19 protein-coding genes are annotated in these 20,258 nt (G+C 68.3%); 9 read left to right on the top strand and 10 right to left on the bottom strand.

All coding sequences use genetic code 11. The features are described 5' to 3' along the window. Window positions 1-284: 284 nt before the first annotated feature. The 4 genes from ald (at window position 285) to VT85_RS19460 (ending at window position 3,339) form a co-directional block, all read left to right on the top strand. Window positions 285-1,409 (top strand): alanine dehydrogenase, encoded by a 1,125-nt coding sequence (gene ald, locus VT85_RS19475; protein ID WP_068419150.1) that lies wholly within the window; start codon window positions 285-287, stop codon window positions 1,407-1,409. A 121-nt stretch (window positions 1,410-1,530) separates the two neighbouring features. Beyond that, window positions 1,531-1,842 carry a hypothetical protein gene (locus VT85_RS19470; RefSeq protein WP_068419146.1) on the top strand — a complete coding sequence of 104 codons (312 nt, stop codon included), beginning with the start codon at window positions 1,531-1,533 and terminating at the stop codon, window positions 1,840-1,842. Beyond that, a complete protein-coding gene (gene mtnA / locus VT85_RS19465) occupies window positions 1,839-2,990 on the top strand; it encodes an S-methyl-5-thioribose-1-phosphate isomerase (RefSeq protein WP_082858742.1) in 1,152 nt (383 codons plus the stop codon). Before VT85_RS19470 ends, mtnA begins: the two co-directional genes overlap by 4 nt. 37 nt (window positions 2,991-3,027) lie before the next feature. Further along, window positions 3,028-3,339: a Dabb family protein gene (locus VT85_RS19460; RefSeq protein WP_068419144.1), complete on the top strand. Its 312-nt coding sequence runs from the start codon at window positions 3,028-3,030 to the stop codon at window positions 3,337-3,339. 102 nt (window positions 3,340-3,441) lie between these two features. Here VT85_RS19460 and VT85_RS19455 read toward each other — a convergent pair whose 3' ends face one another. From VT85_RS19455 to VT85_RS19445, 3 genes are all read right to left on the bottom strand, one after another. Further along, window positions 3,442-5,151, bottom strand: a complete 1,710-nt coding sequence (locus VT85_RS19455) for a bifunctional sulfate adenylyltransferase/adenylylsulfate kinase (protein ID WP_068419136.1) — start codon at window positions 5,149-5,151, stop codon at window positions 3,442-3,444. Window positions 5,152-5,226: 75 nt separating this feature from the next. After that, entirely contained in the window at window positions 5,227-5,646 is a 420-nt protein-coding gene (locus VT85_RS19450; RefSeq protein ID WP_068419132.1) for an RrF2 family transcriptional regulator, read from the bottom strand. Window positions 5,647-5,695: 49 nt separating this feature from the next. Then, window positions 5,696-6,418, bottom strand: a complete 723-nt coding sequence (locus VT85_RS19445; RefSeq protein WP_068419131.1) for a phosphoadenylyl-sulfate reductase — start codon at window positions 6,416-6,418, stop codon at window positions 5,696-5,698. A gap of 247 nt (window positions 6,419-6,665) precedes the next feature. Here VT85_RS19445 and VT85_RS19440 point away from each other — a divergent pair, with 247 nt between their 5' ends. After that, window positions 6,666-8,000 carry a cytochrome ubiquinol oxidase subunit I gene (locus VT85_RS19440; protein ID WP_068419129.1) on the top strand — a complete coding sequence of 445 codons (1,335 nt, stop codon included), beginning with the start codon at window positions 6,666-6,668 and terminating at the stop codon, window positions 7,998-8,000. Continuing rightward, complete coding sequence (locus VT85_RS19435; RefSeq protein WP_197490890.1) at window positions 8,000-9,064, top strand: cytochrome d ubiquinol oxidase subunit II; 1,065 nt, start codon at window positions 8,000-8,002, stop codon at window positions 9,062-9,064. The genes VT85_RS19440 and VT85_RS19435 overlap by 1 nt, the downstream gene beginning before the upstream one ends. Here VT85_RS19435 and leuD read toward each other — a convergent pair. From leuD to VT85_RS19405, 6 genes are all read right to left on the bottom strand, one after another. After that, window positions 9,045-9,707 carry a 3-isopropylmalate dehydratase small subunit gene (gene leuD / locus VT85_RS19430; protein WP_068419125.1) on the bottom strand — a complete coding sequence of 221 codons (663 nt, stop codon included), beginning with the start codon at window positions 9,705-9,707 and terminating at the stop codon, window positions 9,045-9,047. The genes VT85_RS19435 and leuD overlap by 20 nt on opposite strands. Before the next feature lie 65 nt (window positions 9,708-9,772). Further along, window positions 9,773-11,179, bottom strand: coding sequence for a 3-isopropylmalate dehydratase large subunit (gene leuC, locus VT85_RS19425; protein ID WP_068419123.1), 1,407 nt, complete (start codon window positions 11,177-11,179; stop codon window positions 9,773-9,775). A 76-nt stretch (window positions 11,180-11,255) separates the two neighbouring features. After that, a complete protein-coding gene (gene lipA, locus VT85_RS19420; protein WP_409999953.1) occupies window positions 11,256-12,227 on the bottom strand; it encodes a lipoyl synthase in 972 nt (323 codons plus the stop codon). Next, window positions 12,169-12,903: a lipoyl(octanoyl) transferase LipB gene (locus VT85_RS19415; RefSeq protein ID WP_068419121.1), complete on the bottom strand. Its 735-nt coding sequence runs from the start codon at window positions 12,901-12,903 to the stop codon at window positions 12,169-12,171. Before VT85_RS19415 ends, lipA begins: the two co-directional genes overlap by 59 nt. Window positions 12,904-13,027: 124 nt before the next feature. Then, window positions 13,028-14,062 (bottom strand): DUF1559 domain-containing protein, encoded by a 1,035-nt coding sequence (locus VT85_RS19410; RefSeq protein WP_068419119.1) that lies wholly within the window; start codon window positions 14,060-14,062, stop codon window positions 13,028-13,030. 462 nt (window positions 14,063-14,524) lie between these two features. Beyond that, window positions 14,525-15,613 (bottom strand): DHH family phosphoesterase, encoded by a 1,089-nt coding sequence (locus tag VT85_RS19405; RefSeq protein WP_068419116.1) that lies wholly within the window; start codon window positions 15,611-15,613, stop codon window positions 14,525-14,527. 426 nt (window positions 15,614-16,039) lie between these two features. On the opposite strand from VT85_RS19405, the gene VT85_RS19400 reads away from it, so the two are divergent. From VT85_RS19400 to VT85_RS19390, 3 genes are all read left to right on the top strand, one after another. Continuing rightward, on the top strand, window positions 16,040-16,258 hold the full coding sequence (locus tag VT85_RS19400) for a hypothetical protein (protein ID WP_068419114.1): 219 nt from the start codon (window positions 16,040-16,042) through the stop codon (window positions 16,256-16,258). Window positions 16,259-16,507: 249 nt separating this feature from the next. Next, window positions 16,508-17,377 carry a hypothetical protein gene (locus VT85_RS19395; protein WP_156512960.1) on the top strand — a complete coding sequence of 290 codons (870 nt, stop codon included), beginning with the start codon at window positions 16,508-16,510 and terminating at the stop codon, window positions 17,375-17,377. A gap of 103 nt (window positions 17,378-17,480) precedes the next feature. Then, a complete protein-coding gene (locus VT85_RS19390) occupies window positions 17,481-18,845 on the top strand; it encodes a hypothetical protein (RefSeq protein ID WP_068419106.1) in 1,365 nt (454 codons plus the stop codon). Window positions 18,846-18,910: 65 nt separating this feature from the next. Here VT85_RS19390 and VT85_RS19385 read toward each other — a convergent pair whose 3' ends face one another. Continuing rightward, window positions 18,911-20,239: a glycosyltransferase family 4 protein gene (locus VT85_RS19385; RefSeq protein WP_197490889.1), complete on the bottom strand. Its 1,329-nt coding sequence runs from the start codon at window positions 20,237-20,239 to the stop codon at window positions 18,911-18,913. Window positions 20,240-20,258 lie beyond the last annotated feature (19 nt).

Raw genomic sequence — 20,258 nt, 5'->3', positions numbered from 1 at the left:
GTGAAAGCTCCTCAGTCCGACCCCCGAAGTCGGCCGACGCTTCGTCGTCGGATCTGCCTCGGAGGGCTCCCCTCCAGTCTAGGCGCGGCGGACGGGGCGCCACAACCGTGCGGGCGGCCTCATTCCCCACGCCGTCGCCACACCCCGTCGGGCGGCCCCGTCGATTGCGGGACGGTCCCTTGATTCGGGAAGCCAAGTCTGATCGAATGTTTATGGCGATAAGTGGGCGAGGACGCGCGCCGGAGTGATCGAGGCGAGGTTCCGGTGCAGGGGGTATCGAGCCGATGATTGTTGGGGTGCCCAGGGAGATCAAGCCCGACGAATACCGCGTCGCGATGCTCCCGGTCGGCGTCGAGGAACTGACCGAGGTCGGCCATCAGGTCCTCGTCGAGGCCGGCGCGGGGCAGGGGAGCGGTCTGACCGACGCCCAGTACCAGGCCGCCGGCGCGACCATCGCGGCCGACGCGGCCGAGATCTGGGCGCGGGCGGATCTGGTGGTCAAGGTGAAGGAGCCCCTGCCGTCCGAGTGGTCCCACATCCGGTCCGGGCAGACCTTGTTCGCCTACTTCCACTTCGCCGCCGACGAGGCCCTGACCCGGGCCGTCGTCGAGAGCGGTGCGACGGCGATCGCCTACGAGACCGTCCGCGACCCCCGCGGCTCGCTGCCGCTGCTCACGCCGATGAGCGAGGTCGCCGGCCGGATGAGCATCCAGCAAGGGGCCAAATTCCTCGAGCGTCCCCAGGGGGGCCGCGGCGTCCTGCTCGGCGGGGTCCCCGGCGTCGCGCCCGCCGAGGTCGTCATCCTCGGCGGCGGCGTGGTCGGCTCGAACGCGGCGAAGGTCGCCGCCGGGATGGGGGCGAACGTCAAGATCCTCGACGTCAACCTCGACCGGCTTCGCCACCTGGACGATTCCCTACCGCCCAACGCGACGACCCTCTACTCCGACCGCCACACCGTCCGGGAGGCCGTCGAGGCGGCCGATCTTGTGGTCGGCGCCGTCCTCGTCGTCGGCGCCCGTGCGCCGCGACTGGTGCGACGGGAGGATCTCGGGCGGATGAAGCCGGGCTCCGTCGTCGTCGACGTCGCCATCGACCAGGGGGGCTGCGTCGAGACCAGCCGCCCCACCACCCACCACGAGCCCATCTTCATCGTCGACGGCGTCGTCCACTACTGCGTCACCAACATGCCGGGGGCGGTCGGGCGGACGAGCACCTACGCGCTCTGCAACGTCACGCTGCCGTACGTCCTCCAGCTCGCGAACCTGGGATGGCGGGCCGTCGCCGAGAAGGACCCGGGCGTCGCGGCGGGCGTGAACGTTCACGAGGGGCGGGTGACCAATCAGGCCGTCGCGAAGACCTTCGGCTTCCCGTACGTAGAGTGGAAGGACGCCTCGACCGACCGAGGATGAGTCCGCCGCAATCAACCACGAAACCACGTTGACCACGTCGTCCGGCGCCGCCCGATCTCGGATCACGGCGCCGGTTCGACATCCCCCTGTTTCCACGATCCTCTAGGGAGTAGAAACGCCGATGAGCCACGACGAAACCGACATCAGTCCCGAGAACGAGCAGGAGCACGACGTCGAGGAGGCTTTGGAAGAAGCCCTCGAGCTCGACACCCAGAGCCAGATCTTCCTGGAGATGCGTCGGCAGAACCTTGAACTGCTGAAGATCGCCTCCGAAGTGGCCGGCTACTCCGGCCCCCACGGCCCGCTCAAGCCCGGCGACGTCCGCAACGCGCTGCGGAGCATCTGGGACGTCTTCGCCGAGTTCTACTCGTGGATCGACCCCGAGGAGACTCAGGAGGACGACGAGGAGGAGTCGGACGAGGACGACGAATGACCATCTCCCAGGACGGGGAGACCGCGGGCGGCCTTCGCAAGGAGGCCGCCCCGTCCGGGGACGCGGATCGCCGCGATCCGGGCGTCTTCCGGACAGTGCACTGGGTCGGCGACGCCGCCGCCGGGCGGCTCCGCATGATCGACCAGACGCGGCTGCCTTCCCAGTTCGTCGAGATCGACTGCGACGACGTCGAGTCGGTCTGGGGGGCGATCAAGCGTCTGAGCGTCCGGGGGGCCCCGGCTATCGGGGTCGCCGCCGCGTACGGGGCCGTCATCGGCGCCCGCTCGGGCGATCACGCCGACCCCGGCGCGATTCGCGAAGCCCTCCGCACGGCCGCCGCCCACCTGAGGACCAGCCGGCCCACCGCCGTGAACCTCTTCTGGGCGCTCGACCGCATGGAGGCCGCCGCCGACGCCGCGATCCGCGAGCCGCGCGGCCCGCTCCTGGAGCGGCTGCTGGACGAGGCCCACGCGATCGCGCGGGAAGACCGCGCCATGTGTCGCGAGATCGGTCGGTTCGGCGCCGAACTGATCGAGGACGACGACGGCGTCCTGACACACTGCAACGCCGGCGGGCTGGCCACGGCCGATTACGGCACGGCGCTCGCCGTCATCTTCTCGGCCCACGAGCAGGGCAAGTCGCTCCGCGTGTTCGCCGACGAGACCCGGCCTTTGCTTCAGGGGGCCCGGCTCACGGCCTGGGAGCTGGTCAACCGCGGGATCGACGTCACCCTGATCTGCGACAACATGGCCGCCCAGGTCATGAAGGAAGGCAAGGTCCGCAAGGTCGTCGTCGGGGCGGACCGGATCGCGGCCAACGGCGACGCCGCCAACAAGATCGGCACCTACGGCGTGGCCCTCCTGGCGAAGGCGCATGGCATCCCCTTCTACGTCGCCGCGCCGTCGAGCACGTTCGACCTGACGCTGGCCGACGGCTCGGGCATCCCCATCGAGGAGCGCGACCCGCGCGAGGTGACCGAAGGCTTCGGCCTCCGCACCGCGCCCGAGGGGGTCGCCGTCTACAACCCCGCGTTCGACGTCACCCCGGCCGACCTCATCACCGGCATCATCACGGAGCGCGGCGTGATCCGGCCGGTCGACGCCGACTCCGTCCGCCGCGTGCTCGGGACGCCGAAGCTCGAGTCCTGACCACCCGATCCTTTCCTCCCACCGGAACCGATCCGCCATGCTCGCCCACAGCGTCTTCTTCTCGCTCGCCGACTCCTCGCAGGCTTCCATCGACGCCCTGATCGAAGCCTGCAAGACCTACCTGACGGATCACCCGGGCGTGGTCTTCTTCGGGGTGGGAACCCTGAACAAGGAACTCACGCGGCCGGTGAACGACCAGGCGTTCGACGTCGCCCTGCACCTCGTCTTCGATTCGAAGGCCTCGCACGACGCTTATCAGGTCGCGCCTCGGCATCTCCAGTTCGTCGAGGAGAACAAGCCGAAGTGGAAGCAGGTCCGCATCTTCGACGCCGACCTGCTCCCCTCCTGACGAATCCGTCACTCTGCGGCGGATGGAACGAAGAAACGCCCACCCTGAGTCGCCGGACCCAGGGCGGGCGTTGAACGTCGGGAGGCTGGGCAAGTCCCGCGATCAGACGTTGATGTGACCGTGGGTCAGGATGTAGCCCAGGGCGAGAAGCTTCTCGACGATCGCATCGACGCATTCGGAAACGCCGAGCTTGCTGGTGTCGAGGGTGACCTCGGCGTTCTCGGGGGCTTCGTACGGGTCGTCGACGCCGGTGAAGCCCAGGCCCTTGCCGTCCGCGACGGCGGCTCGGGCCCTGGAGTAGAGCCCTTTCACGTCGCGCTGCTCGCAGACGTCGACGGGGGTCGAGCAGTGGACCTCGACGAAGTTCCCCCGGGACATCTGGCGGGCCTCGTCGCGGACGGCCCTGTACGGGCTGATGACGGAGCAGAGCGTGGTGCCGCCATGCTGCGCGATCAGGCCGGCGACGTAGCCGACGCGGCGGATGTTGACGTCGCGGTCTTCCTTGCTGAAGCTGAGCCCCTTCGACAGGTGGGTGCGGATCTCGTCGCCGTCCAGGAACGAGCAGTTCCGGCCGTACTCGGCCAGGCGTTCGACGAGAGCCTGGGCGACCGTGCTTTTCCCCGAGCCGGAGAGCCCCGTGAACCAGATGGTCAGGCCCTGGCGGAAGCGGGGGGGGTGGGTCTCGTTGAGAATCTCGGCGACGGCCGGGCGGGTGAACCACTCGGGAAGTCGCAGGCCCCGGGCGAGGTAGTCGTCGCGCACCTGGACGTCCGAGATGTCGGCCGTCGCGATCCCCTTCGGCACCAGGTCGATGGACTCGTAGCGATCCTCGTCAGGCAGGTAGACCATGGGCGGGAGGTCGAGCAGCCCGACGCCGATCTCGTCCTTGTACTTCGCCATCGCCTCCTGGGCGGCGTCAGGCTCGTAGAAGGTCTGACCGCCCGAGTCCCGATCGGGGCCGACGAGGAAGTCGGTGCAGCCGTAGTTCCGGGCGATGATCGCCTGCAGCAAGACCTCGCGCGGGCCGGCCAACCGGGTGGCCAGCGGCAGCAGGCTGAGGACCACGGTCCCCGGCTCGTAATCGTTGTCGACCAGGGCGCGATAGCAGCGGACGCGGGTGTAATGGTCCACGTCGCCCGGCTTCGTCACGCCGACGATCGGGTGGATCAACAGCCCGCCGCCGATCTGCTCGGCCGCCCGCCTGGTCAGTTCTTCCTGAGCGCGATGCAGCGGGCCGCGAGCCTGGAAGGCGACGATCCGCGACCACCCCAGCGACCGGAAGCGCTCGCGAAGCTCGGCGGGGGTCCGGCGGAGGTCGACGAAGTCGTAGTGGGGAGGGGTGCGGACGACCTCGAGTCGGCCGGCGGCGTAGTGGTCGGAGACGCGGTCGAGGTAGGCGACGGCCGGGTGCGTCCTGTCGAGCGTACCGTAGGCGTGCCGCGCCTCGGCCTGCTTGTCGGCCCTGTAGATCTCCTCGACGTGGAGGAAGGCGAGCAGGTTGCCGTAGACGTCGCGGAGGGCCAGGGTCTTCCCCTCGGCGGCGCCTTCGCCCGGCGTCACGGGGAGGACGACCGGCAACGGCCAGAGGGTGCCGTCGGCGAGCCGCTGCTCCTGCACGACGCGCTCGTAATCGGCCTTGCCCAGGAAGCTCTTCAGGGGTGAGAACCCGCCCACGCTCAGGAGTTCGAGGTCGCAGACGCCTCGCTCGTCCAGCGTGACGTCGGCGTGGTCCTTGGCGGCGGCCTTCATTTCCGAGGCTCGGGCTTCATCGACCAGCAGATCGACCAGGGGGCCGCCGTACGGTGAGTTCAAAGTCCCTTTCGAGCCGGTCGCGGCGCTAATCTCAAGGTCTCCCTTCGGTGGGGCGGGAAAGGGGCGGTTGGGACGTCAGATCGTCCACTCGTGCGGCGTGGCCTGAGCGACGAGTTCCGCCACGGTGGTCTGATCGAGCACGGCCCGTTCGGCCTCGCGTACGCGGTCCCAGAGGAGGCTGAGGATCTGGGCGGCGCGGCGGTCGGTCGAGGGAGACTCGCGGGTCGTGTCGTCGGGCCCGTCGACGGCCGTGAGGACCTCTCGGACCGAGATGTCCTCAGGGGGGCGAGCCAGCTGGTAGCCGCCGGAGGCCCCCCGCGTGCTGACGACCAGGCCCCCCCCCTTGAGGTGCAAGAGGATCTGCACGAGATAACGCTCGGGGATGCCGTGGGCCTCCGAGATGTCCCGGATCCGCAGCGGAGGGGCGTTCGGCCCCTGCTGGGCGAGCGCCAGGAGCGCCAAACAGGCATACTCGGCTTTGGCGGAGACCTTCATCGGACCCGGGACCTCGAAATCGCGCGGCGGTCGATGCCTCGAAGCACTGTCAGAGCTGGCTGCTGTCGAGCGAGTGCAGGCCGCATTCGGTCTTGGCCTGGCCCGCCCAACGACCGGCGCGCTCGTCGTCTCCGGCGGTCACGGACCTTGTGCACGGGAAGCAGCCGACCGAGGGATAACCCCGATCGTGCAGCGGGTTGTATGGGATCTTGTTGGCCACGATGAACGCCCAGACGTCGCGTCGCGTCCACTTCAACAGCGGGTTGAGCTTCACCAGCCCGAACTTGGCGTCCCAGCCGACGATCTTCGCCTGGGCCCGGTGTGCGGACTGATCGGCCCGAATCGCCGTGATCCAGGCCTCGTATCCCGCGAGGGCGCGACGCAGCGGCACGATCTTCCGATCATGGCAGCACTGGTCGGAATTCTTGACGTACAACGGACCGCCGTGCTCGCGTTCGTACTCGGCCACCGTCTTCTCGGCACCCACCAGCTCGATCTCGAGTCCGTATCGTTCCATCAGCTGCTCGCGGAGCGCCAGCGTCTCCGGGAACTGATAGCCGGTGTCGAGATTGAAAAGCCGGGTCCCAGCCCCGATCCCCGCCAGCATATGGATCAGGATACAGCCTTCGGGTCCGAACGCCGTGGCCATCGTCAGCCGCGACCCGAAGCGTTCCACCCCCCAACTCAGGATCTCCACCGGAGTAGCTCCGGCGAGGGCCGCGTTGGATTCCGCAAGTTGTTCCGCCGAAAATGATTCCGTCACCGTAGCCATGGCTCGTCGAGACTCCGGAAAAGCGTTCGAACCGAGGCAATGATAAGTAACTTGCGCATCAAAGTCAACATTCGTCGGGGGAGATCTCCCGGCCGCTGCCCGGTATCAGGTCGCTATTCAAAATGGAGTTGAGACTGTTACAATGGAAAAGACCGACGAAACAGGCGAGTCCTCCTCTGGGACCACCCGATTTCGAGCTGCCCCGGGTAAAGACCCACCGTAGCGTCCTTTTGAGATTCACCGTGACATGACGAACCTGATGGCCGCCCGCCTCCAGATGGCGATGTCGCTCGGATTCCACATCATCTTCGCGGCGATCGGGATCGCCTTGCCGTTGATGATGACCATCTCAGAAGCGTGCTGGTTGCGGACCCGTAATCCGGTCTATCGAGTGCTCGCCCAGCGCTGGGCGAAGGGGGCGGCGATCCTCTTCGCAGTCGGTGCGGTGTCGGGAACTGTGCTCTCGTTCGAGCTGGGCCTCCTCTGGCCGGAGTTCATGAAGTTCGCCGGCCCGATCATCGGGGTGGGGTTCGGGCTGGAGGGCTTCGCGTTTTTCACGGAGGCCATCTTCCTGGGCGTCTACATCTACGGTTGGGACCGGGTCCCTCCGCTGGCCCACTGGCTCGCGGGGGCCGTCGTGGCGGCGAGCGGCGCGCTCTCGGGGATGCTGGTGCTGTCGGTGAACGCCTGGATGAACACGCCGGCCGGGTTCCGGCTGGTCGACGGCCAGGCGGTGGACGTGGATCCGATCGCGGCCCTGCTGAGCCCCTCCGTGCTCTCCGAGGCGATGCACATGACCCTGGCGGCGTACGCCGCGACCGGCCTGCTGGTGGCCGGGGTCCATGCGATCCTGCTCCTGAAGGACCGCGAGAATCCGTTCCACCGTCGGGCGATGGGGATCGCCCTGCTGGTCGGCGGGGCGGCCTCGCTGCTCCAGCCCCTGGTCGGTCACTACGCGGCGCACGTCGTGGCCGAGACGCAGCCGATCAAGCTGGCGGCGATGGAGGGCCAGTTCGCGACGGAGCGGCGGGCGCCGCTGCGGATCGGCGGGCTGCCGGATCCGAAGGCGGGCGTAACGCGATACGCCCTGGAGATTCCCGCCGCGCTGAGCATCCTGGCCTACAACGACCCGAACGCCGAGGTGAAGGGGCTCGACGCGTTCCCGGCCGACGTTCACCCGCCGGTCGTGGTGGTCCACCTGGCGTTCCAGCTGATGGTGGCCTGCGGGATGGCGATGGCGGCCGTTTCCCTCTGGGGCGCGATCTCCTGGTGGCGGACGCGAAAGGCCCCGACGGGGACGGCGTTCCTCTGGGCGGCGGCGATGGTCAGCCCGCTGGGTATGATCGCCATCGAGGCCGGCTGGACGGTGACGGAGGTCGGACGTCAGCCCTGGATCATTCAGAACGTCATGCGGACGACCGACGCCGTGACGACCGTCCCCGGCCTCTGGATCTCGCTTACGGTGTACACCGCCCTGTACGCCGGGCTCGGCGTGATCGTGGTCCTGCTGTTGCTGCACCAGTTCCGGAGCAGTCCCCGCGCGGGCGAGCTCGCCCGGGCCTTGACCAAGGAATCGCACTGATGGCCTTCCTGACCATGTTGACGCCCGCCGAGGGCGTCGCGGCGGCGATGTTGATCTCACTCATCGCGTACGCCCTGCTGGGCGGCGCCGATTACGGCGCGGGGGTCTGGGACCTCCTCGCGCGGGGACCTCGCGCGGAGGACCAGCGCGAGTTGATCGCCGGGGCGATCGGGCCGGTGTGGGAGGCGAACCACGTCTGGTTGATCGTGGTGGTCGTGCTCCTGTTCACCGGATTCCCCACGGCGTTCGCGGCCGTCATGACGACCCTGCACGTCCCCTTGTCGCTGCTGCTGATCGGGATCGTGCTGCGAGGCTCGGCCTTCACGTTCCGCAGCTACGATGCGACCGAGGCGGCCAGGAAGCGCTGGAACCGGGTGTTCTCAATTCCCAGCGTGGTGACGCCCGTCTTGCTGGGCGCCGTCATCGGGGCGATCGCCACGGGCGAGCCGGGGCGCGCCATGATGGCCGACGGGGCGATCCCGCTGTTCTCGACCTGGCTCCGGCCGTTCCCGATCGCCGTCGGGCTCTTCGCGCTGAACCTTTTCGCCTATCTGGCCGCGGTCTACCTGACGCTGGAGACGTCGGACTCCGGCTTGCAGGAGGCTTTCCGCTTCAAGGCGCTGGCGTCGGCGATCACGCTGGGAGGGGTGGCGTGGGTCGTGTACCTGCTCGCGAGGACAGAAGCGCCGCTGGTCTTCGCGGGGCTGAGTCGATCCTCGTGGGGGGCGTCCGTGAGGTATGCGACGGGCGCGTTCGCGATCATGGCCATCGCCGCCTTGTGGCTGCGGTGGTACTCCGCGGCCCGGCTCGCGGCGATGTTTCAGTCGGCCCTGATTCTCTGGGGGGCGGGCACGGCGCAGTTCCCGTACCTCGTCCCCCCCGACATCGACGTCGCCCACGGGGCCGCGCCGCCGATCGTCCAGAAGTTGCTGCTGATCGCGCTGGGATGCGGATCGTTGATCCTCATCCCCTCGCTGATCTACCTGTTTCGCGTCTTCAAGGGGCACACGTTCCGGCCTGGGCGACCGGCCGGTGACGAGCCGGTCAGGCCGAAACCGGCTTGAGCCACGCAGGGCTGGTCTGTTCGTAGCGGGCGATGTCCTTCTCGAGCAAAAGCGTCTCAGAGATCGCGTCGAGGCCCTGGAGCAGGCGCTCGCGACGGGTCTCGGGGATGAAGAAGGGGACCTCGACGGTCGCCCCGCCCTTCTGGACGGTGATGGTCAGCGAGTGGAGGTCGACGACGGCCTCCGCGCCCCCCGTCCCGGCGAGCTCGACGATGCGGTCCCAGTCGGCCTGGGGGACCTCGACGGCGAGCAGGCCGTTGTTCAGGGCGTTGCCCTCGAAGATGTCGGCGAAGCCCTCGTCCTTGCCGGGGGCGATGACGACCGAGTAGCCCCCTTGCGCGACCGCCCAGACGGCGTGCTCGCGGCTGGAGCCGCAGCCGAAGTTGCGGCCGACGACGAGGACCGACGCCCCCTGCTGCTCGGGACGGTTGAGCGGGAAGTCGGGATCGAGCGGCCCGTGCTTCTCGGGCTCGTCGATCGGCGGCGCCCCGCCGGGGGCGTAGCGCTTGTCGGCGAACAGCAGCGGGCCGTAGCCGATGCGCTCGATCCGCTTGAGGTAGCGCGCGGGGATGATCAGGTCGGTGTTGACGTCGGTCCAGTCCAGGACGGCGACCTTGCCCCGATGGACGGTGAACGGCTTCATGGGGATCTCGTCTCTCGTTCGATCGTTCGTGTTTCAGGCCATGCGAGCAGCGACTTGGGACGACTTCAGCGGTCGAGCAGCCGGCGGACGTCGACGAAACGGCCGGTGACGGCGGCGGCGGCGGCCATCGACGGGCTGACGAGGTGGGTCCGCCCGCCGGGCCCCTGTCGGCCTTCGAAGTTCCGGTTGCTGGTGCTGGCGGCCCGCTGTCCCGGCTGGAGCCGGTCCGGGTTCATGGCCAGGCACATGCTGCAACCGGCCTGCCGCCACTCGGCGCCGGCTTCCTCGAACACGCGGTCGAGCCCTTCGGCGTGGGCCTGGCTGCGGACCTGTTCGCTCCCCGGCACGACGAGCGTGCGGACGCCCGGCGCGACCTTCCGGCCCTTCATGACCTGGGCCGCGGCCCGGAGGTCCTCGATCCGGCCGTTGGTGCACGAGCCGATGAAGACCACGTCGATCGGGATCTCCGACAGCGGCGTGCCGGGGGTCAGACCCATGTACTGGAAGGCGCGGCCGGCTTCCTCGCGGAGCGACGAAGGCAGCTCTTCGAGCGTCGGGATGCGTCCGTCGGCGTCCACGGTCATCGCCGGGTTCGTGCCCCAGGTCACCTGGGGGGCGAGCTTGGAGGCGTCGATCGAGACGTGCGAATCGAACTGGGCGTCGGGGTCGGTCTGGAGCGTCCTCCAGTCCTCGATCGCGGCGTCGAGCGCGGCGCCCTTGGGGGCGTACGGCCGCTCGGTGCGGGTGAAGTACTCGAAGGTCACGTCGTCCGGGGCGATGAGGCCCGCGCGGGCGCCCGCCTCGATCGACATGTTGCAGATCGTCATCCGGCCTTCCATCGAAAGGGCGCGGATGGCCGGGCCGTAATATTCGATCACCGTCCCGGTGCCGCCGGCGGTGCCGATGGCGCGGATGACGGCCAGGATGATGTCCTTGGGCTCCAGGCCCGGGGAGAGGACCCCGGTCACCTCGACGCCCAGCGCGGTCGGCCGCTTTCCCTGCCAGAGGGTCTGGGTGGCCAGGACGTGCTCGACCTCGCTGGTGCCGATGCCGAACGCCAGCGCCCCGAACGCGCCGTGGGTGCTGGTATGGCTGTCGCCGCAGACGATCGTCGTGCCCGGCAGGGTCAGTCCCAGCTCGGGGCCGATGACGTGGACGATCCCTTGTCGACCGCTTTGGATGTCGTAGAAGTTCACCCCGAACTCGCGGGCGTTGGCCCGGAGCGTCTCGATCTGGCGGCGCGAGAGCGGATCGCTGATATCGAGCTGGTTCTCGGTCGGGACGTTGTGGTCGATGGTGGCGAAGGTCAGCTCGGGCCGGCGGACCTTGCGGCCCGCGAGTCGGAGGCCGTCGAAGGCCTGCGGGCTGGTGACTTCATGGACGAGGTGGCGGTCGATGTAGAGGAGCGTCGCCTCGTTGGTGTTCGTGAGGACGTGACGGTCCCAGACCTTCTGAAACAATGTAGCTGGCATGCCCGATCCACCTCGGAAGATCGTCGAATAGGGGAATTCGAAACGAAGAAGTAGAGCCCCTTGCGGGCTCATGGGTTCACGCGCGGGCCATCTCGTCGGCGTGGTAGCTGGAGCGGACGAACGGCCCGCTGGCCACTTCGTCGAAGCCCATGAGCCGGGCCAACCGGCCCAGCTCGTCGAATTCGGCCGGGGGCAGGTAGCGCTCCGGCGGCAGGTGGCGCGGCGAGGGCTGAAGGTACTGGCCCAGCGTCAGCAGGTTGCAGCCCACGGTACGCAGGTCGGCCAGGGTGTCCAGCAACTCGCCGGTGGTCTCTCCCAGCCCGAGCATGAAGCCGCTCTTGGTGCGGGTCTCCGGGCAGAGCTTTTTGGCGGTCTCCAGAACGCGGAGGCTGACCTCGTACTGGCTCTTGCGGCGGACGTGCTGCTGGAGCCGGGCGACGGTTTCCATGTTGTGGTTGAAGACCTCGGGGCGGGCGTCGAGCACCGTCGCGATCTGGTCTTCGCGGCCGTTGAAGTCGGGGGTCAGGACCTCGATCGTGGCCCCGGTGCGCTCGCGCACGGCGAGGATGCAACGGCGGAAGTGGTCGGCGCCGCCATCGGGGAGGTCGTCCCGGGTGACCGACGTGATGACGACGTGGCGGAGATTCAGCCGGGCGCACGCCTCGGCCACGCGTTCGGGCTCATCGGCCGCCACGGCCTCGGGCTTGCCCCGCTTCACCGCGCAGAAGCCGCACGGTCGGGTGCAGGTCTCGCCCAGGATCATGAACGTGGCGGTGCGGCGGCTCCAGCACTCGGAGCGATTCGGACATTTCCCAGACTCGCAGATCGTCTCCAGGCCCAGCTCTCCGATCAGGCTCTGGGCGAAGTACATGCCGCCCCCGGAGGGGATCGGCCGCTTCAGCCATTCGGGGAGCCGACGGGGCTTGCGGGCGATCTCGAGGACCTGGGGGGCCGAGCCGCACGATTTCGAATCCCGATCGTCCGGACGTTCATCCAGGACTGGGAGCGTAAGCATGGGTGAGGACCTTCCGCCTAAGTCGCGGATGATGCGTGTAGAGATGATGGCGGTCCAGTTCGAACACCCGTTCGATCTGGCGGACCAGCGCCTCACGCACCTTGGACATCAGGGTTGGACGCTGGCGCCGCGACTCCATCGACGTCTGACGCAGTGGGGAGCCGGCGAAGCCCGGCTCGACGAGCACGTCGAACAGGTCGAGATACGGACCGACGTTGAGCGTAAATCCATGGTAGGCGATCCCGCGGCTGACCGCCACCCCGATCGACGCCACCCTGGCCGCGCCCAGGAAAATCCCGTGGGGGAAGTAACGCGCCTCCCCCCGGAGCTCGAACTCCTCGAGCACGGCGAGAAGCGCCTCCTGAAGCCGTTCGACGTGCCGCATCGCGGGGACGGCGGCCGGGTCCAGGGGGGTGACGAAATAGCCGGAGAGTTGCCCCGGCACGTGGAGCACGCAGCCCCCGCCCCGGTTGACCCAGTGCGTTCGGATCCCCATCCCGGCCAGCCCCGCGTCGTCCAGGGCGACATGCGCACGGCTCCCGGTACGGCCGACGCTCAGGGTCGGCGGGTGCTCGCAGAGCAGCAGGGTCGCACCGCCGCGCTCCCCATGCTCGTAGACGAGCCGACGTTGGAGCTGCTGGACCTCGCCGAAATCGACCGCGCCGAGAAGGTAGATCTCCAGCGAGGAATTCGAGTGCGGTATCGTCATCGAGAGGGAGCGTCTCCGAGAATCGGCGACGCCGCTCCGAGCGATCCGATCGCGGGAAGCGGCGGTTCCACACCGATATTATAGGCGCGGCGTCGCGAAGATCCGAGAACCTTCGGCTCGCCTCCTAGTAACTCGACGAATCGACGACCTCACCGCCGTTGACGGTCCCCAGCGCCCGCCAGACCGTGGGGGCGATCGTGCTCGTCACGAACCGGGCGGAGCCGTCCCCCATCAGGGCGTTCACCCCTCCCGGGTGCTGGCTCCGCGCCAGGACCGCCGCGTAGGTCGGGCCGCCCAACCACTCGCGATAGCCGATGATGTCGGTCTCAAGGCCTCGGGAGAAGGTGGACACCAGCGCGAAATTCGGGGGCAGCGACGTCGTGAATCCGGTCTGGTCCACGCCGCCGGCCGCCCACAGGGTATGGCCCGACTGCCAGGAGGAGCAGGCGCTCTCATCCCTGACGATCAGCCGCTTGTCGATCGGGACGTCCGTCCCTGGAACGTCGGCCGGGCTCAGTTTCACCAGTTGGCCCCCGCATTCCGTGACCTGATTCTGGCGCGACATCACCTCGCTCATGAGGATCGTCCCGCCAAGGCCGTCGCCGAATTCCGAGGCCCGACGGCTCAGGTTCGGCGAGAACGCCGATCGGCTCGGGCTCAGGCCGAATCCGCCCCAGACGTACCAATCGCCCGAGGCGACGGCGTAATTGGTCGCCGCGGCCGTCGGCAACGAGGTATAGGCGGACGGCCCATACTGGACCTGCCGGTTCACCTCGCTCGGGCATGCGAAGACGCTCACGCCGGTCCCCGACACGGTCAGGTTGCTCGAATCTTCAAAGCTGAACGAGAAGTTGACGGCGTCGAAGAGACTGCTCAGCTCCAGGAACGGCAGCAACCGCGTCTGGGCGCTCCACCCCTTGGAGGCCGTGACGTTCCCCGGCCTGACGCCCAGCAGTACGGGGGGCGGGAGAGCCCCCCAGGCCGATTCGTAGTTGTGCATCGCCACGCCTAATTGCTTGAAATTAGACGTGCAATGAATCCGCCGAGCGGACTCGCGGGCCGACTGGACGGCCGGCAGTAGCAGCCCAAGCAAAATCGCGATCACCACGATGACGACGAGCATCTCGATCAGGGTGAAAGCGGCTCGTCTCGATTTCATCTCAGGCCGACTCCATCGCGGTCATGATGAAGGAAAGAGGTCGTCCGCCTTCCAAGATCAAGCAATCCGAGCGTAACGGGCTCTACGGTCAGGTGCCGGTCGGTCGGTCGACCTCTCCCGTGGCGACCGAAAACAGGGACTTGGACGGGGCGGCGGCTCTCGGCCGGCCTGCGTCCTCATCGTGATGATCAACGCCGGAAATACTTGAGGCTTCGACGCGGGCAGCGCTAATACTGTTCGATTTCTGCGGTCAGAACTTCCAGATTTTTCTTGCCGAATGCACGATTTCAGGGAAGGAGGGGGATCTGCGGCGTATCACGGCTTCCCGGCGATCTCCGAAGAAAAGCCACCCCTGGCCAGAGTATAACCGGGTCAAGGGTACAAGCGAACCGAGAACATGGTCCGGTGGCTTGAATGCGCGTGCCAGCGTGGATGGGTCGTCGGCGTCGCGGTGGGGGAGGTTCAGGGGGCGGGGATTCTGGAGAAATCGTTCAGGAGCCGACGCCCTTGGTGTTCGTCGACCTCGAGTTCGGCGAGGAGGCGGCGGCGCAGTTCGGTGAGGGTCTGGTCGACCGTCTGGGGGCTGGCGTCGGCGAGGGCGACGAGGCCGCCGGCCCGTTTGTCATGACCGCCGGCGTTGCCCAGGCCGTCGACCACGTCGCGAAGGATTTCGCCGGCCTGCCGCCCCAACTCGTTGGCCCGGAGGGAGATCTTCAGTCCCCCTTCATAGAGCCCCACGGAAAGGACCCAGTTCACCTGATCGAAGCGGCTGAAGAAGTCGGCGATCTCGGCGACGATATCCGGCTGGGAGACTTCGCCGCACCAGGTGAAAATCAGGTCGCGGTAGAGGAACGCATTCGCGAGGGCTCGCTGGAAGGTCGCGAAATGGCTCTGCGGAAGCTTGGGATTGCGGATTCGCGCCAGTAATTCCTTGTCGGCTCTCGGGAACAGCCAAACCAGCGCGCCGTCGTCGAGCGAGCAGGCCTCGCGCGGGTATCCGGTGGTCTCCGACTCGATGCCGTAGAGGAGCGCCGTGGCGAGTTGGGGCGAGATGACGACCTTTTGCTCCAGCAGGTAGCCGGTGACGATCGTGCTGGACGCCCCCATATGGGTGCGAATGTCGTGATAGAGGACGCCGCCGAGATCGCCGCCGGTCTCGTGATGGTCGATCACCGCGTGCGGTGTGGCGCTCTCGCTGCTCCGGCGTCCGGTGTGCGGCTGGGTGTCGACCATGACCACGGCCGTCTCGCGGTCGATGGCCACCGACTTGACGGGGACCAGCGGGATCGGGATCAGGTCGACCATCGCCCGGTTCTCGGCCCTGGCGATGATCCCGTCGACCGTCATGATCACCGGCTTGCCGGGCTGGCACTTCTGGATCAACTCGCGGATCCCCAGCATGCTCGCCAGCGAGTCCGGATCCGGATTCACGTGCGACACGGCGACCACTCGCCCGTACGGCTCCAGGACCGACAGCAGCCTGTCCGACCGCACGCGGCGCTTGGAGTCGAATTCGCTGACGGGATCTCGTTCGTCATTGTCGCCGGTCATGTTTCGGAACACCCTCGGGACCGGGGGGCCGTGGCGATCGGGACGGGCGGTCGGGCGCCCACGCCTTCACACCCGGTTCCATGTTCTGCGGGCTCCAGTTTAAATCATGCCGTCTTCTCCCCGCCAGTCGTCGTCCCTGGGGAAATGGGAACCCGGGGCCGGACATGGACGCTGGAGACTCGATCGCCCGGGGGTGGGAATGGGCATGCTCATCACCTTGAATCGCGAGGACGCGACACGCTCCATCAGACAGGCGAAGCGGGCGGGCGAGCTCGTCTACGAAGGAATTCCTACATTCTCCCGTCAATCCTTTGACTTGGGCGCGCCGATTGCGGATTCTAGCGTCTGAAGTCGGCGGCCGTTGTCATGACCCTCTCGCGAGGTCATGGGTTGCTGAGTTGGACGAGTATCGAGGAAGATCCTGTTATGAAGAAGCTGCTCACCTCCCTGGCCTCCGTCGGCGTCCTGTCGGTCTCTCTGATCGCGATCGGCTGCGGCGAGACCGACAGCGTCACCAAGACGACCGAAGTCGAGACCCCCAAGGGGACCGCGACGGTCACCGAAGAGAAGAAGGTCGAGACCACGGGCGAGGCCCCGCCGGTCGTCGCCCCGGCCGAAACGCCGGCCACGCCCGCCACCCCCTGATCGCCGATCTCCGGGCGATCTGATGAGGAAGCGAATGAACCGTCGGGGGCCTTCCCTGGCGGTTTTTTTGCGCGCCGAGCCGGATTCGCGGTCTCGGCCTTGCCGAAAAGGTCGAATTGCGGGATGAAGGCGGTCGACGCGAAGTTCCGGGCACGGAAGCTCACGGAACAGGCGTCCCAGGCCGAAGAAGAGTCGTGCGTGCCTCGTGGATTCGTGTGCGCGGACGATGAATTCAGGAAGTGTGCCCGCATGTCAAGGACGACCCCAGAGCGTCGCGGATCCGCCACCCAACCGAAGCCGCGGCCCCGATGGCTGAGGGCGCTGGGCGGCGACGCCCCGCCGGATCGGCTGGACGTCGGCGGCGTCGAACATCGCCTCGTCGAGCTGTTCAAGCACGACTCCTGGGCGGCCACCGCCCTTTATGAAGATGGCGACGGGGTCCGACGGGTGGTCAAGCTCCACCGCAAGGCCTCCGCCTTCGGCGTCCCGTTGCGGTTGATCGGTCTGATGACGGCGCGTCGCGAATCGACGATGCTCCGCAGCCTGGCCGACCTTCCGGGGATCCCGGAACTCGCCGGGCCGGTCTCGATCGACGGGGTCCTCCAGCGCAACGGGGTCGCCCGCGCCTACCTCGAAGGTCACCCCCTGGGCGACCGCGAGCCGGTCGACGATGGATTCTTTCCCGAGTTGCAGTCGCTGCTCCGGGCCATGCACGGCCGGCGGATGGTCTACGTCGATCTCCATAAGCGAGAGAACGTCCTGGTCGACGTCCACGGCCGACCTTGCCTGTTCGACTTCCAGATCAGCGTCTCCTGGCCGCGATGGCTGCCCCTCCGGCCGATCTTCCCCATCCTCTCGGGGAGCGACGAATATCATCTCCAGAAGCACTGGTCACGCTGTCGACCCGACCAGTGCGGCTTCGCCGAAGGCGAGATGGCGGCGAGGCGGCCCTGGTGGATCCGGGCGCATCGCCTGATCGCCAGGCCCATTCGCGAGATGCGGCGGCGGCTCCTGGTCCGTCTCGGCGTCCGCACGGGCCGGGGCCGGGTCGAGTCCGAGCAGTTCGCCGAGCACGCGCTGAGGGCGGACGACGCAGGGGCCGACCGCCGGGCGGCTTGACGAAATCGCCCGGATCTGGATCATCGCGTCACGTCCTCGGGGCGACCTCGCGCGTCGTCGCGCGCGGCCACGGCGACGAAGTCCAGGGAAGGGGCGACGAGCTTTGACCGATCACCACTCCATTCCGTCGCGACGCAGGCTCTGGCCGTGGATCGCGCTGGCGCTCGCCGTGACGCCGGCGATCTGGCTCATCCTCGCCTACGAGAAGGCGCTCGACCCGGAGTTCCCGCGCGTCGTCCGCCAGACGTATAGCGCCTACCCGCCGGCGGCGTATCGCTTCGCCGAGGCCGGCGACACGATCGACTGCGTGGCGGTCTACGTCTCCTCGGCGGCCCTGGTGCTCGCCGCCTGGGGATGCCTGCGCGACCCTCGGGGACGCCTGCGATATGCCGCGCTCGCCCTCTCGCTCGCAGCCTTCTGGCACGCCGCGACTCCGGGCCCGCTCCTCAACGGATGGCACGGCCTGGGCTGGCGGACGATGTTCGACCCGAGCGTGTCCCAGCCCCAGCGCCTTACGCTGGCCGTTTGCGCGCTGACCCTGGCGGCGGTCGTGCTCGTCGCGGGACGTCCCTGGCGGCTCGGCTCGCTGACGTCCGAGGCGAAGCGACGCGGGGTGCTCGGCCTGCTGGCCGTCTCGCTCGTCCTGATGGTGGTCCGTCAACTCCCCTGGATCGACCGCGAGCCGTTCGGCTTCTGGCCCCGTTGGGTCTATGTCTGGGGATTGCTCGCCTGGGCCTTCGCCATGCTGAGGCTCGCGCCTCGGGCGCAGCCGGGACGGCGGGGGATGTGGGTGGCCGTGGCGTTGATCGCGGTCTCGATCGGCCTCGATTTCGTCGGCCGCGGGATCTTCTGGTATCAACGCCCGATCGCCCGCCTCCGCGAGATCATCCCGGGACGGCTCTACCTCAGCGCGATGCCGACGTACCGCGGCCTGAAGATCGCCCAGGAGCGCCATCACTTCAAGACGATCATCAATCTGTTCCCCGAGTTCACCCCGGAGGGGAGCCCGCACTGGCCCGACGAACAGCGGTTCTCCCGCGAACACGGCATCACGCTGTACAACCAGCCGCCCGAGGATCCGACCGGGGTCCGGTGCGTGCCGGAGACCCTGGAATTCGCCAACCAGCCCGAGAACTGGCCGGTCCTGGTCCATTGCCACGCCAGCATGGACCGCTCGCCGGCCTGGGTCGGCATGTATCGGTTCGCCAACCAGGGCTGGCCCCTGGCCGATGCGATCCGAGAGATCGAGCAGCACCGCGGTTCGCGTCCCAAGTCTTCCGTGACCTTGCTCTACAACCGCATGCTCCCCCGCCTCGCCCCCGAACGGGCGGCCGAGGACCCCACGGCGCTCCTGCTTCGAGAGAACGCCGTCGGCACTCCCGACCCTCTTGAGCAGCTCCTCAAACGGCTCGGAGCGTCGGCCCCGCAAGCCGCCGCGAACGTCGAGGCGCCCCCGGAGCGTCGCTGAGTCCGAAAGGGCCGATCGAACGACCGAACCGGGCTCGCGATCGAGCCCGGACGGTCAGGCCCGATTCAGCGGGCCTTCGTCGCCGGCGAGCTGGACGTCGCCCGGGTGGCGTGGCGGGCGGCGAGCGAGCCGGCCGCGGGGTCGAGGCGGGTCTTCACGCCGGAGTCGCGGGCGGCCCGACGGCCGGCGATCAGCTCCAGGTAGCGGTGGACGTGCTCGGTCTCGGACCACGGGCCGATCCGCTGCGAAAAGCCCTGGGCGGCCAGCCCGGAGCGGAGGTCCTCGTCGTGGACCATCCGCCGCATGGCCGTGAGTAGCTCGGTGTCGGTCCGGTAGCCGAGTCCGCCGCCGCTGGCGACGCCCGTCTCGAGGATCGCGCCTCCCCCTTCGTGGACGATCACAGGCGTGCCGGTCGCGAAGGCTTCGAGCACGACGTAGCCGAAGGTCTCCGGGAAGAGCGAAGGGACCACCACGGCCCGCGAGCCCCGGAACAGCCGGGCGAGTCCCTGGCCTCCCAGCAGCCCCTCGAAATGGACGTTCGGCAGCCCCTCGGCCAGCTTCCGGAGGCTGGCCTCGTAAGGGCCGGTCCCCGCGATCCGCAGGTCGGCCTCGGGGAGGTTCCGCATCAGCGGGATCAGTCGCTGAAAGCCCTTCATCGCGACCAGGCGGCCGGCGGCGGCCAGGTACGGGCGCTCCGTGGGCGTCGGTTCCTCGTCCTCGATCCCCTGCGACCAGTCGTCGGGGAGGAAGTACGGGAGGTGGACGAGCGGGGCCCAGCGGTCCACGCCTCGACTCCGGTGTTCCTCCAGCGCGTGGGCGCTCGGGAAGAGCAGGGCGTCGAGGTGGCCGAGGGCCTTGGGGATCGCGTTCGTGTACCGCCAGGCCTGGGGCGGGCGGCCCCCCGCCACGGTGCACCGGAGGCAGCTCGCGCCGTCGCAGGGCTTGCGGTCGTACTTCCAGAGCAGGTGCATCGGGCAGATGAGCCAGTGCTCATGCGCCGTCATGATCCGCACCGCGCGGGTGTTGGCGCCCAGGCCGAGCACGCCGGGGCCGCCGACGAGCGAGATGTTATGGAAATGGACCACGTCGAGGTCGTCGGCGTCGAGCACCTCGCGGAGCGCCTTCGACTTGAACAGGGGGAGCCCGGTCGCCTGGGTCGCCAGCGGCGACAACGTCCCGTAGCCGCTCTCCAGCGGGTGGAGATGCAGGCCGGGCGTGGGGGTGTACGATCGGAGGGGGTGATCGCCTCGGACCGCATTGAAGGCGTCCACGCAGTAGAAGACGTGGACCTCATGGCCGCGTCGGCAAAGCGCCTGGCAGAGCCGGTCGACGTAGGCGGCGTCGCCGCCGAAGCTGTGCGGCCCGAAGAAGGTGGTGATCATGCAGAATTTCAAAGGGGCGACCTCCTGTCGC

This window comes from Planctomyces sp. SH-PL62, from assembly GCF_001610895.1.
In the GTDB taxonomy this organism is placed as follows: domain Bacteria; phylum Planctomycetota; class Planctomycetia; order Isosphaerales; family Isosphaeraceae; genus Paludisphaera.
Note: the sequence above shows the minus strand (reverse complement) of the source record. Positions and strands in the feature narration are given on the sequence as shown.